The sequence below is a fragment of the Arenimonas sp. genome, from assembly GCF_019459675.1.
Classification (GTDB): domain Bacteria; phylum Pseudomonadota; class Gammaproteobacteria; order Xanthomonadales; family Xanthomonadaceae; genus Arenimonas.
This window is the reverse complement of record NZ_JAIBFH010000090.1, coordinates 1-13268: the sequence shown is the minus strand read 5'-3', so window position 1 is coordinate 13268 and position 13268 is coordinate 1. Positions and strand designations below refer to the sequence as shown.

8 protein-coding genes, 1 tRNA gene and 1 pseudogene are annotated in these 13268 nt (G+C 69.2%); all 10 read left to right on the top strand.

Annotated elements, in window-relative coordinates:
* Window positions 1–418: pseudogene (locus tag K0M70_RS03445) on the top strand (hypothetical protein); the annotation flags it as partial.
* Window positions 415–1170 (top strand): type III pantothenate kinase, encoded by a 756-nt coding sequence (locus K0M70_RS03440; RefSeq protein WP_290779320.1) that lies wholly within the window; start codon window positions 415–417, stop codon window positions 1168–1170. The pseudogene K0M70_RS03445 and the gene K0M70_RS03440, both read left to right, overlap by 4 nt.
* A complete protein-coding gene (locus tag K0M70_RS03435) occupies window positions 1167–1823 on the top strand; it encodes an SPOR domain-containing protein (protein ID WP_290779317.1) in 657 nt (218 codons plus the stop codon). The genes K0M70_RS03440 and K0M70_RS03435 overlap by 4 nt, the downstream gene beginning before the upstream one ends.
* 29 nt (window positions 1824–1852) lie before the next feature.
* Window positions 1853–1928 (top strand) — tRNA-Thr (locus K0M70_RS03430).
* A 159-nt stretch (window positions 1929–2087) separates the two neighbouring features.
* On the top strand, window positions 2088–8507 hold the full coding sequence (locus K0M70_RS03425; RefSeq protein WP_290779314.1) for a PAS domain S-box protein: 6420 nt from the start codon (window positions 2088–2090) through the stop codon (window positions 8505–8507).
* A gap of 57 nt (window positions 8508–8564) precedes the next feature.
* Window positions 8565–9011, top strand: coding sequence for a response regulator (locus K0M70_RS03420; protein WP_290779311.1), 447 nt, complete (start codon window positions 8565–8567; stop codon window positions 9009–9011).
* Window positions 9008–11440 (top strand): EAL domain-containing protein, encoded by a 2433-nt coding sequence (locus K0M70_RS03415; RefSeq protein ID WP_290779309.1) that lies wholly within the window; start codon window positions 9008–9010, stop codon window positions 11438–11440. Before K0M70_RS03420 ends, K0M70_RS03415 begins: the two co-directional genes overlap by 4 nt.
* 84 nt (window positions 11441–11524) lie before the next feature.
* A complete protein-coding gene (locus K0M70_RS03410; protein WP_290779306.1) occupies window positions 11525–11926 on the top strand; it encodes a rhodanese-like domain-containing protein in 402 nt (133 codons plus the stop codon).
* Window positions 11923–12843, top strand: coding sequence for an arginase (rocF, locus tag K0M70_RS03405; RefSeq protein ID WP_290779303.1), 921 nt, complete (start codon window positions 11923–11925; stop codon window positions 12841–12843). The genes K0M70_RS03410 and rocF overlap by 4 nt, the downstream gene beginning before the upstream one ends.
* A gap of 69 nt (window positions 12844–12912) precedes the next feature.
* A complete protein-coding gene (locus tag K0M70_RS03400) occupies window positions 12913–13065 on the top strand; it encodes an entericidin A/B family lipoprotein (protein ID WP_290779300.1) in 153 nt (50 codons plus the stop codon).
* The last annotated feature ends 203 nt before the right edge of the window (window positions 13066–13268 follow it).

Below are 13268 nucleotides of genomic sequence, written 5' to 3'. Positions count from 1 at the left end.
AGCCCTGGGCGGCGTGCTGGTGGAGATCGCCGGTGAGGCCGGCGGACCCATGCGCGTGGTGGTGGGCCTGGGCCTGAACGTTCGCATGCCCGCGTCCGCGGCGCGCGACATCGACCAACCCTGGTGTGACCTGGCTTCGCTGTCGCCCACGGCGCCGTCCCGGCAGGCGGTGTGCATAGCCCTGCTCGATGCCCTGCTGCCGATGCTGCCGCGCTTCGAGCGTGAGGGTTTGGCGGCGTTCGTCGACGGCTGGGCGCGGCATGACCTGCTGGCCGGGCAACCGGTGAAACTGCAGCTGGGCGATCGCTGGATTGAAGGCGTGGCGCTGGGCATCGCCACCGATGGCGCCCTGCGCCTGCGCGACGCCACCGGCGTGCACCACCATCACGCCGGCGAAGCGAGCCTGCGCGCCGCATGACCACCTGGCTGCTGGACCTGGGCAATACCCGACTCAAGGTGGCCGCCTGGCAGCCGGGACAGGGTGTGGGCGTCGTGCAGGCTTGGACCCACGGTGCGGCGGATTTCGCGCCGCTGCTGCAGCGCTGGCTGGCCGGCGTGCAGGCGGGCGACGACTGCTGGCTGGCGTCGGTGGCCGGATCGCAGCTGACGGCGGCGGTGGCCGAGGCGCTGGCCAGCCATGGCAACCCGGCCGCGCGTGCGCGCCCCCGGGCCGAGTGCGCCGGCGTGCGCATCGCCTACGCCGAGCCGTCGCGGCTGGGCGTGGATCGCTTCCTGGCGCTGCTGGCCGCCCACGCGCGCGGCGAAGGACCCTGGCTGCTGGTCTCGGCCGGCAGCGCCCTCACGGTGGACCTGATGGACGCCGCGGGACTGCACCGGGGCGGCCTGATCGCGCCCAGCCCGGAACACATGCGTTCGGCGCTGGCGGCACGATTCCCCGCGCTGGCCTTCGCCGGGGGGGAGGCCAGTGATTTCGCCGCCGACACCGCCGACGCCCTGGCCAGCGGCAGCCTTGGCGCCGCGGCGGGCCTGGTGGAGCGCAGCCATCGCCGGGCCACGCGCCTGCTCGGCGTGGCGCCGCGCGTGCTGCTGAGCGGCGGCGGTGGCCAGCGCCTTGCCAGCGCGCTGGAACTGGACGTGGAACTGGCGCCGGCACTGGTGCTGGAAGGACTGGCTGTTTACGCCGCGCATGCCGCGGGGAGTGATTCGTGATCTTGCGTGGGCTGGTGGTGCTGTTGGTGTGTTTGAACCTGGGCGTTGGCGCGTGGTGGCTGGTGCAGCCTGAGCCGTCGCCCGATCCGCCGCCGCCGGTGGATGCCGGCGTGGGCAGCCTGGTGCTGCTGGGCGAGGCCGAAACGCCGCCCACCGCCGATGAAATGGAGGTCGGCGCGGTGCCGGTGCCCATGCCCGAAACGCCGGGCTGCCTGACCATCGGCCCGTTCGCGACGCCGGCCGAACTGCGCGCGGCGATGGCGGCGCTGACGCCCAGCGCGGCGCGCATCCAGTTCCGCGAAGTGGCGGCCACCCAACTGCGCGGCTATCGCGTCTACTTGCCGGCCGCGGCCAGCCGGGAAGCGGCGCTGGCGGCGGCACGCCAGCTCGCTGCGCGCGGCGTGCGCGACTACTACGTGGTGACCGCCGGCGACCAGGAGAACACCGTGTCGCTGGGCCTGTTCCGCGACCTGGCCAACGCCGAGAAGCGGCGCGAAGAGATTTCCGCGCAGGGCTTTGCCGCCGTGCTCGAGCCGCGCACCGATGCCGGCGCGCAGTGGTGGATTGATCTCGCCGCCGAGCCGGATCTGGATTGGAAGTCGCTGCTGCCTGCCGCCAAGGACCTCCAGGCCCGTCCGATCACCTGCGAGTGAGCCTCGCCACGGGTTAGAATCCAGTCCATGCCGGCATAGCTCAGTTGGTAGAGCAACCGCCTTGTAAGCGGTAGGTCCCCAGTTCGAATCCGGGTGCCGGCACCATCGCTGCATCGCGCAAAGACGGCCGGGCGTGGTATTCGCCGGCGAATTGCGGTCCTATAGCCACAGGCAGCCCGACCCTTCCGGTCGGCGGAGTCCGCTTCGCCCATGGGCAACGATGGCGGTATGGATACAACCACCGGTGCAACGATCGATTCCGGCATGACGCTGTGGTCCCGGTTGGGCATCGGCCTGCTTCTGGTGACGCTGCTCGACGCGCTGGTGATCAAGCCGGCGTCGCCTGCGCCTGGACCGCCGGCAATGCTGGCCCTGGCCAGCCCGCTGCTGATCGGCGCCTGGCTGTTGGTGCGCGGTGTTTCGGCCCGCCGCGCCCGGTTTGCGCCGGTCATCGTGGCGCTGCTGGCGATGGTGTTGCTGGCCCTGGTGGCGTGGCCGGCGGCACAGTGGCTGGCGCAGCCGGCGGCGGCCGTCGGCGCGGCGGCGGCAACGCTGGGCATGGGTTTGGCGACGCGCACCGATTCGCTTGCTCGCGATGCCGCCTTGCGCGCACTCGGCGCAGCCCAGCTCGGCCTGATGTTGCTGGTTCTGGCCAGCGGCGGTCACGTTGCCGGATCGGATGGGCTGGGCCTTGCCGCGTCCGCGATGGCGGCCCATGGGGTGCTTGGCGTTTACTGGCTGGGCTTGCGCCTTGGTGTCGGCGAGCAGCGAATCCTCCGGCTCTCGACGGCGCTGCTGGCCGGCGTGGGACTGGTGGCGATGGCGGGCTGGGCGAGCGGCAGCGCGGCGATCGTCCAGGGCGGCACCGTCTACGTGCCCATCCAGTTCAACACCGCGCTTTGCTGCCTGCTGCTGGCGGTCGTCCTGGGATTGTTGGGCACTCCCGCGCATCGGCGCAGCCTGTGGTTGCTGGCTCCCGTCGTGGTGTTGGCGGGTGCCAGCCTGGTGGAGGAATACGCCGGGCTGGCGATGGATGTCGGCGAGTGGCTGATATCGCACCACATCGTTGCCGAGGGCGTGGTGCCCGGCCGGATGGCGCCCAACACGGCCACGGCCTTCCTGATCGCGGCGCTGGGCATCGCGCTGGCGCCCATTGGCTCCGACCCGGCGCACAGCCGCTGGGGCGCCACCTGGGCCTGTGGCTTCATGGTGTCGGTGATTGGCGCGGTGGCGCTGGTGGGTTACGTCGTCGATGTCCCGGTGGTCCGGGCCTGGGGATCGCACACGCCGATGGCCCTGCTCACCGGGATCGCGATGCTGGGACTGGGCCTTGCCCTGGCTTATTCGGGCGGTGGCCAGGGCCCGGGCCAGCAGCGGCGTGCCAGTTGGCTACCGCTGGCGGTGGGCATGGCGGTGACCCTGACGTCGCTGTGGGTGTGGTCGGGAGTGAGCCGCGACCAGGAACAAAGGGCGCAGCAATCGCTGGCCCGGCAAATGGACGTCGTGGAAAAAGTGCTGATCGAAGGCGTGCACTCGCGCATTTCTTCGTTGGACCGTGCGGCGGCGCGAATGGCGCAAGCGCCGGACCAGGCCACCCGGCAGTTTTACTTCCGGCTCGATGCACAGCTGCTGGTGCGCGACTTCCCCAGCCTGGCGGCACTGGTGTTGACCGATCCGGACGGGGTGGCGCTGCAGGTGGAGTCCCGGCTGCCGAACGCCACAGACCTGCTTGGCCGGCACGTGGACACGGATAACGCCCTGGTCCGGATCTTCCGGGTTGAGGGGCCTGCTGCTGGAGGCACTTCGAGCCCCACCGGTGCATCCACGGCTGAGCGCGGCGTGCTTATCGTGCGCCCAGGCCTGGGGGCGGACGGTGAAACGGTCGGATTCCTGGCAGCGGCCATCGAGTACCAGCCGTTGTTCGCACTTGTTCTCAGTGCGGCCGAACCCGCCAACGACCTTGCCCTGAGCCGTGGCCAACAGCGGGTGTTCCACCGCGGCAACGCCGCGGGCACGCCCGCGCTGGTGCGCGAGATCAGCCTGCTGGGTGCGCCGCTGCGCATCGAGCTGTGGCCCGTTCCTGCCAGCCCAGGCGCCGGCAATTTTGCCGGACTGCTTCTGTTCACCGGCCTGGCCACGGGCTTCCTGCTGGCCCTGTCGCTGCGCCTGGCGGTGATGGCCCGTGATCGGGCCATCCTGGCCGAAAGCAACGGCCGCGCACTTGGCGAACAGATCGTCCAGCGCGAGCGCGAGCGGCTTGCACTGGCCGACGTGGAGCGCGAGCTGGCGTCGGTGTTTGAAAGCATCAGCGACGGTTTCTATACCCTGAGCCACGATTGGCGCTTCATGCTGGTCAATCCGCGCGCCGAGCAGCTGCTCAACCGCCAACGCGGCGAGCTGGCCGGCCACTGCGTGTGGGACGCCTTCCCCGAGGCGCTGGGCAGCGAGATCGAAGTGCAGTTCCGCAAGGCGGCGGCCGAGCGCTGCCCGGTGGCGTTCGAGATCGAGTTCGCGCCGCTGGGGAGCTGGTTTTCCGCGCGCGCATTCCCGCATGCCAACGGCTTGGCGGTCTACTTCCGGGACATCAGCGAACGCAAGCGTGCCGACCTGGCTTTGGCGCGCGCGCAGGCCAGCGCCAGCCGCGCCCTGCGCCTGGCACACCTGGGTGCCTGGGAATACGATCTGGCCACGGGCGAGCCGCACTGGTCGCAGGAAGTGCTGCAGATGTTCGGCCTCACCGCCCAGGATGCGGCACGCGGCCCGCAGGCCCTGCTGGACCGGGTTGAATTCGACGACCGCGCCCGCGTGCGCGAAGCGTACCGGAGCCTGCGGGCCGGCGAAGGCGATATCGACATCGAGTACCGCATACTGCGACACGACGGCGACAGGCGTGCCGTGCGCGAGATCGGGACACTGGTGCGCGACGACCAGGGCCAGCCGAAATTCGCCGCGGGCGCGATGCAGGACATTACCGAAGGCAAACGGGCCGAGGACGCGCTGCGCGAACTGACGCGCCGCCTGGAGCAGTCCCTGGTGCTCAATCGGCTGGTGATGGACAACTCGCTGGACGTCATCTGCGCCATCGACGCCAACGGCCGCTTCAGCCAGGTCAGCGCCGCCAGCGCCGCCGTCTGGGGCTATCCGGCGAAAGAGCTGCTGGGAAGGCCGGTCGCCGACCTGGTCCATCCCGATGACCGCGCCGCCACCGCGCAGGCCATGGCCGATGTGCTGTCGGGTCGGTCAACCCTGGACTTCCGCAACCGCCATGTCACCCCGGACGGCCGGGTGGTCATCATGCAGTGGTCGCTGGTCTGGTCCGCGCGCGAGCGCCTGGTGTTCGCGGTCGCCCGCGATGCCACCGAGGCGGAACGGCAGTCGAAGGCGCTGCGCGAGGCCAGGGACAGCCTGCAGCGCGCCCAACAGGTGGCGCGCATGGGCGCCTGGCAGTTGGATCTTCCCTCGCATCACCTCACTCTGTCGGCCGAGGTGCACGACATCTTCCAGGTGGAAGAAAGCGAGTTGGGCGGCAACTTCGAGGCATTCGCCGCGCGCGCGCACCCGGACGACATCCCGGCCCTGGTGCTGGCGCAGGAAGCGGTGCTGGCCGGCGGCCCCGACCTGGACCTTGAGCATCGGATCATGCGGCCGGACGGAAGCATCGGCTACGTCCACGAGCGGGCCCGGCTGGTGCGCGACGAAAGCGGCACGCCGCGCCTGCTGGCCGGCAGCGTGCAGGACGTCACCGAGCGCAACCGCCAGGAGCGGCGCCTGCGGGAAAGCGAGCAGCGCATGCGCACCACGGTGGAAAGCGCGCTCGACAGCATCATCACCATGGACGAGCAGGGCAGCATCATCGAATTCAATGCGTCCGCCGAGCGGACCTTCGGGCACCGCCGCGAGGACGTGCTGGGCAGGAGGCTGTCGGACATCATCATCCCGCCTGAGCTGCGCGCTGGCCACGAGCAGGGGATGCTGCGATACCTGGCGACCGGCGAGGCGAGGGTGCTGGGAAAACGATTGGAGCTGCCGGCCATCCGCGCCGATGGCGAGCTGATCCAGGTGGAGTTGTCCACCACCGAAATCAAGTCCGAGCAGGGCCGTGCGTTCACCGCCTTCATCCGCGACATCACCCAGGCGAAGCTGGCGCGTCGGCTCGAGGCCAGGCAGCGGTCGGTGCTGGCCGGCATCGCCAGCCGCCGCCCGCTTCCCGAAACGCTGACCGCCATCGCCCGGCTGTTCGAGCTGCAATACCCCGGCGCGCTGTGCTCGGTGCTGCTGCTGGACCAGGACGGCGAGCGCGTACTCACCGGCGCCGCGCCCAGCCTGCCCGAGACCTTTACTCTGGGCGTGCACGGCCAGCGCATCGGCCCCAGGGCGGGCTCCTGCGGCACGGCCGCCTGGCGCGGCGAGCGCGTGGTGGTGACGGACATCGAAGCCGACCCCCTGTGGGAGGACTACCTGCCGCTGGCGCGCGCGCATGGCCTGCGGGCCTGCTGGTCCACGCCCGTGTTGTCGGTGGAGGGCAAGGTGCTGGCCACCTTCGCCACTTACTATCGACAGCCGCATTCGCCCAGCGAAGCAGAACTCGGCGTGGTGGACAGCCTGGTGGCGCTGGTGGCCATGGCGGTGGAGCAGGTGGCCGATTTCCAGCGAATCCAGCTCAGCGAGCAGCGCTTCCGTTCGCTCTTCGACGAACATCCCGACGCCGTCTACGCCATGGATCTCGAGGGCCGCTACACCGCCTATAACGGCCGCCTGAAAGCGACCGGCCGCACCATTGACCAGGTGCGCGGCGAAATGTTCGACGCCAACGTGGCGCCGGAGCAGCGCGAGGTGGTGCGGGCCCATTTCAATGCCGCGGTCCAAGGCCAGGCGCGCACCTACGAGGCCACCGCCGTGCTCGAGGGTGGCCTTCGCATGGACATGCGCGTGACCAACCTGCCGATCCTGGTGGACGGGCAGGTGACGGGCGTATTCGGCATTGCCCAGGACATCAGCCTGCTGCGCAAGCACCAGCGCGAACTGGCCGAGGCCCTCAATGCGGCGGAAGCCGGCAGCCTGCAGCTGCGCCGCCTGAGCGACTCGGCCATCGTGCTCAACCGCAACATCGGCGAGGGGGACATCTATCCCCTGTTGGCCGAGCTGGCGCGGGATATCCTCGGGGCGAACCAGGCGGTGGTCAGCGTTGGCCTGGGCGGAGCCGACCACCACATCCACGCGGTGTCGCTTTCGGACAAGTACGCGCAGTGGCGCGATTACGCCGCGCCGGCCGACAACAGCGGCATCTACGCCCTGGTGTCGCAGACCAACCAGCCTATGCGCCTGACCCAGGCCGAGCTGGAGGCGCATCCGCGCTGGCGCGGCTTTGGCGCGCAGGCCAAACATCATCCGCCCATGCGCGGCTGGCTGGCGGTGCCGCTGATGGACAGCGCGGGACGCAACATGGGCCTGCTGCAGCTGAGCGACAAGGTGCACGGCGAATTCACCCCGGACGACGAACTGGTGGCGATGCAGTTCGCGCAGATGGCGTCCATCGCCATCGAGCGCGCGCGCCTGATCCAGAGGCTCAGCGTGCGCGACCGGTTCTTCGAGCTGTCGGCCGAGATCTTCGTCATCTACAGCCCCGAGAAGCGGCGCTGGCTGCAGGTCAACCCGGTTTTCTGCCAGATCACCGGTTACACCGCCGAGGAGATGTGCAGTCGCGATTTCACCGACTTCATCCATGCCGACGACCATGCCGCCACCCTCGAGCGATCGGTGCGGCAGCAGGCCGGCGTCAACGTCCCCCACCATTTCGAAAACCGGTACCTCAGCAAGCGCGGCGACGTGCGCTGGATCGCATGGACGTCGGTGCCGGGCGACGATGGGCTGGTTTACGGCGTTGGCCGCGACATCACCGAGCGGCGGCGTGCTGAACTGGTGCTGCGCCAGACCCTGGCAGACCTCAACAACCGCAACCGTGAGCTGCAGGACTTTGCCTTCATCGCTTCGCACGACCTGCAGGAACCGCTGCGCAAGATCCGCGCCTTCTCCGACCGGCTGCAGCAGCGCTACGCCGCCTCCCTGGTCCCGGAGGCGCGCGATTACCTCGACCGCGCCGGACAGGCCGCCGCGCGCATGCAGACGCTGATCGACGACCTGCTGGCTTATTCCAGAGTGACGCGCGGCAAGCCGTTTGCCCCGGTGGACCTGGAGCAGGTGCTTTCGGGCGTGATGGGAGACCTTGAGGCCCGGCTCGACTCAAGCGGCGGCCGCATCGAGGCCAGCCCGCTGCCCACGATCGAGGGTGATCCGTCCCAACTGCGCCAGCTGCTGCAGAACCTGCTGTCGAACGCGCTCAAGTTCAGGTCCGCTGAGCGGGCGCCGGTGGTGACGGTGCGCGCCTGCGAGACCATTCTCGACGGCGCGCCCGCCTGGGAGCTGCGATTCGAGGACAATGGCATCGGCTTCGAGGCAAAGTACGCCGAAAGAATCTTCGGGCCTTTCCAGCGACTGCACGGCCGCCAGGACTATGAAGGGACCGGCATTGGCCTGGCCATCGTCAGGCGCATCGTCGAGCGCCATCGTGGCCAGATCCGGGCCGAAGGCCGGCCCGGCCACGGGGCTACGTTCATCCTGGTGTTGCCGGCGCGGCAGCCGGTGGAGCCCAGCGACGGCGCGCAGGGCGCCATCGGTTTACTGTAGGTGCAGCAAACTGGGGTAGATTGGTGGAAGGGCGCGCAGGTTCGAAAGGAGCCACGATTGATCACCATCCTGATGGCCGAGGACGATGCCGACGATCGGCTGATGACCCGTGAGGCTTTCCAGGAGTGCCGGCTGGGCAATCCGCTGCAGTTCGTGACCGACGGCGAGGAGCTGATGGATTACCTGAACCGCCGCGGGAAGTATGCCGACGAGGTCCTCTACCCGATGCCCGGCCTGATCCTGCTGGACCTGAACATGCCCCGCAAGGACGGCCGCGAGGCGCTGCGGGAAATCAAGTCCGACCCCGCGCTGCGCGAGATCCCCGTCGTCGTCCTCACCACCTCCAAAGCCGAGGAAGACGTGGCCACTTCGTATTGCGACGGCGCCAACTCTTTCATCACCAAGCCGGTCAGCTTCGCCGCACTGATCGAAGTCGTGCGCACCTTGGGCAAATACTGGCTGCAGATCGTCGATCTTCCTGCGCCAGGCCAGCCGCCGCGATGATCCACGTCGACCGTTTGAGCGTGCTGGTGGTGGACGACGACCAGGAAGATTTCCTGATCCTGCGCGACCTGCTGTCGGACTTCCCCCCCGGCCAGTTCACCCTGGACTGGGTGCCGACGCTTGCCCAGGGCATCGACGCGCTGCGTGCGGCCAGCCACGACGTCTATCTGGTGGATTACCTGCTGGGTCCCGACAATGGCCTGGACCTGGTGCGCCTGGCCGTGGCCGAGGGCAGCGCGCACCGGCCCGTGATCATGCTGACCGGGCACGGCAATGCCCAGGTGGACCGCGAAGCCCTGGACGCCGGTGCGGCCGACTACCTGGTCAAAGGCAGCATCGACGCTGAAAAGCTGGCGCGGTCCTTGCGCTATGCGGCCGAGCGTGCCCGCCACGTCGGCGAACTGGCGGAATCGCGCCAGCGCTATGAGCTGCTGTTCAACCGCAATCCTTTCGCCACCTGGGCATACGACGTCCAGACGCTGGGCTTCGTGATGGTCAACGACGCCATGGTGGCCGCCTACGGCTACAGCCGGGATGAGCTGGCGGGCATGACCATCCTCGACATCCGCACGCCATCGGAAGCGGTGCGGCTCCGGAACCGGTTGGCGCAGGGCGAGGGGCGGGACGGTTTCGCGGGCATCTGGCCGCACCTCACCAAGGATGGCCGCACCCTCTGGGCCGAGGTAACCAGCCACGGCCTCACCCTGGACGGGCGCGACTGCCGGCAAGTGATCACCAGCGACATCAGCGCCCGGCGCTCTGCCGAAGAGCGCCTGCAGCTTTTGCAGCGCGCGGTGGAGTCGAGCGTCAACGGCATCGTCATCACCGACCCGCGCCAGCCCGACAACCCGATCATCTACATCAACCCCGCCTTCGAAAACATGACCGGGTACAGCACGGCCGAGGCCGTGGGGCGCAACTGCCGCTTCCTGCAGGACGAAACCACCAGCCAGTCCGAACTGGCCATCCTGCGCATCGCACTTCGCGACGAGACCGACTGCAACGTCATCCTGTCCAATCGACGCAAGGACGGCAGCCATTTCCTGAACCACCTGTTTTTGTCGCCGGTGCTCGACGACGAGGGCAACCTCGTCAACTACGTCGGCGTCCAGAACGACATGACCGAGCGCCATCGCGTCGAGGCCGAGCTGGCCTATTCGTCCAGCCACGATCCGGTCACCGGCCTGCAGCGCTTCGCGGTGCTGGAAGCCACCCTGGCCGACCTGCTGGCGACAGAAGGCGCCGTGGTGTCCATGTTCTTCATCGACATCGACCGGTTCCACGCCGTCAACGAGTCCCTGGGCCATCTGATCGGCGACGAGGCGCTGCAGATCCTGGCCGAACGGCTTGGACCCGCGGTGGGCGGGCGCGGCTATCTTGCGCGGTTTGCGGGAGACGAGTTCGTCGCGGTCGCGCCGGGACTGGGCAGCCAGGAGGCCATGGACCTGGCCGAGAAGCTCCGCAGGGCGGTGGCCCAGCCGATCCAGGGCGACGGCTACAACCTGTTCCTCACCGCCAGCATCGGCATCAGCCGCTCACCCGGCCACGGCGAAAGCGCGATGGACCTGCTGCGCCGCGCCGAGGCCGCCATGACCCGCGCCAAGCGCCAGGGCCGCGACAGCAGCTGCGAGTTTTCAGTTGCGCAGATGCAGGAGCTCGAAGACCGCCTGCTGCTGGGCGCACGCCTGCGCAACGCCATCGCCCGCGGCGAGCTGAGCCTGCACTACCAGCCGCAGCTGGCCGCTGCCGACGAGCGCGTCACCGGTTTCGAAGCCCTGGTTCGCTGGAACAGCCCCGAGCTCGGTCCGGTGGCGCCGGGTCGCTTCATTCCCATCGCCGAATCCCTGGGCCTGATGCCGGAGGTGGGGCTGTGGGTTCTCAACGAGGCCTGCCGGCAGATCCGCGCCTGGTGCGACCAGGGGCGGACCGATTTCGTCGTTGCGGTGAACTTCGCGGCGCAGCAGCTGCAGCGGCCCGACATCGTCGACCAGGTGCGTGAGGCGCTGCATCGCCATGGCATACCGCCGCATATGCTGGAGATCGAGCTGACCGAGAGCTCGCTGATGGAGAACGTCGAGCGCGTGCAGGGCCGCCTGGCCGAGTTGAAGGCGCTGGGCGTGTCGCTGTCGCTGGACGACTTCGGCACCGGCTATTCCAGCCTGTCCTACCTGCGCCAGTTCTCGCTCGACAAGCTCAAGATCGACCGCAGCTTCGTCATGCACCTGCCCGACAACGCAGACGACGCCGTCATTGCCCGCACCATCGTCGCCATGGCGCACCAGCTGCGCATGCGGGTTGCCGCCGAAGGCGTGGAAACGGCGCTGCAGGCCGAGTTCCTGTGCACCATCGGCTGCGACGAGCTGCAGGGCTACCATTTCGGCCGCCCCATGCCGCCCGACGAGATCGACCGCAAGTTCCCCAAGGCCTAGGCCGGGCGCGGGTGGCGCCAGGCCGCCGGCGCGCCTATCCTGACCACCCCACTACGTCAGGACGCGCCCATGCGACGTCATCCGATGCTTCTTCCCCTCGCCGCAGCCCTCCTGGCCGGCCTTTTGTTGCCCACCGTCCAGGCCAGTCGCCCGGACGTGAGCCCGGCGGCCGTGGCCGAGATCCGCGCCCGCGCCGACGCGCCCCTGCTGCTGGACGTGCGCAGCCCGGAAGAATTCGCGGCCGGCCACGTGGCCGGTGCGGTGAACATCCCGCACGACCGCCTGGCTTCGCGCCTGCAGGAAGTCCAGGCCAGCGATCGCCCGTGGGTGCTGGTTTATTGCCGCAGCGGCAAGCGGGCCGACAGCGCCGAATCGGTGCTGGCCGAAGCCGGCTTCGAAGTACGCCAGATCAACGGCAGCTGGCTGCGCTGGGAGGCCGAGGGCCGGCCCGTCGAGATGCCGCGCGGCGTGGAGTCGGCGCAATGAGCCTGCATCCCCCGATTGCGCTGGTGGGCGCACCCACCGACATCGGCGCCGGCCATCGCGGCGCCTCGATGGGCCCCGAAGCGCTGCGCGTGGCTGGCCTGGCCGAGGCCCTGCGCGACCGCGGGCTGGAAGTGGTGGACACCGGCAACCTCGCCGGCCCGTTCAATCCCTGGCTTCCGCCCACCGACGGCTATCGCCATCTCGACCAGGTGGTGACATGGAACCGCCTGGTGATGGACGCCATGTATGAACAGCTTTCGCTGGGCCGGCTGCCGATCCTGCTGGGAGGCGACCACTGCCTGGGCGTGGGCAGCATCACCGCCGTGGCGCGCTGGTGCCGCGAACAGGGCAAGACGCTGCGCGTGCTCTGGCTGGACGCGCACGCCGACTTCAACACCAGCGACGTCACGCCCTCGGGCAATACCCACGGCATGCCCGTGGCCTGCCTGTGCGGCATCGGACCGCAGTCGCTGACGCACCTGGGCGGCGCGTCGCCGGCACTGATGCCCTCGCAGATCCGCCAGGTCGGCATCCGTTCGGTGGACCAGGGCGAGAAGCGCCTGATCCATGAACATGGCCTGGACGTGTACGACATGCGCTACATCGACGAGATCGGCATGAAGCGGGCGATGGAGGAAGCGCTGGAGGGCATCGACGCCAACACCCACGTCCACGTCAGCTTCGACGTGGACTTCCTCGACCCGGCGATCGCCCCCGGCGTGGGCACCACCGTGCCCGGCGGACCGAACTACCGCGAGGCGCAGCTGGTGATGGAAATGATTGCCGACACCGGCCGCGTGGGCTCCATCGACATCGTCGAACTCAACCCCGCCTTCGACGATCACAACCGCACCGGCCTGCTGGCGGTGGACCTGGTGGAAAGCCTGTTCGGCAAGTCCACGCTGATGCGCACCTGAGGCTTCCGGCCCCGGTTGACAGCCCCTTCGGCTGGCATAGACTCATATTTCAAATCCGAGGAGAGGCGTATGAACCGCAACAAGATCGTTCTGCTGGCCCTGTTCGCCGCGTTCGCCCTGTCGGGCTGCAACACCATTTCCGGTGTTGGCCAGGACGTGAAGAAGGCCGGCGAAGTCGTCGAGGAAACCGCTGAAGACTGCAAGGGCGGCTGCAAAGACTGATTCGCCCCCCGCTCCCGGGTGGGCCAGGCAGGGGCGGCGGGCCCCCCCCACCGGCCCCCCCCGGCGCCCCGCAAGCCTTTCCCCCCGGCTGCGCCCCCCACCCCTGCCCCCCCCGCAACCCACCCGGCGGGGCGTGCCCCCCCGCCCTGCCTGGCCCACCCGGGAGCGGGGGGCGAATCAGTCTTTGCAGCCGCCCTTGCAGT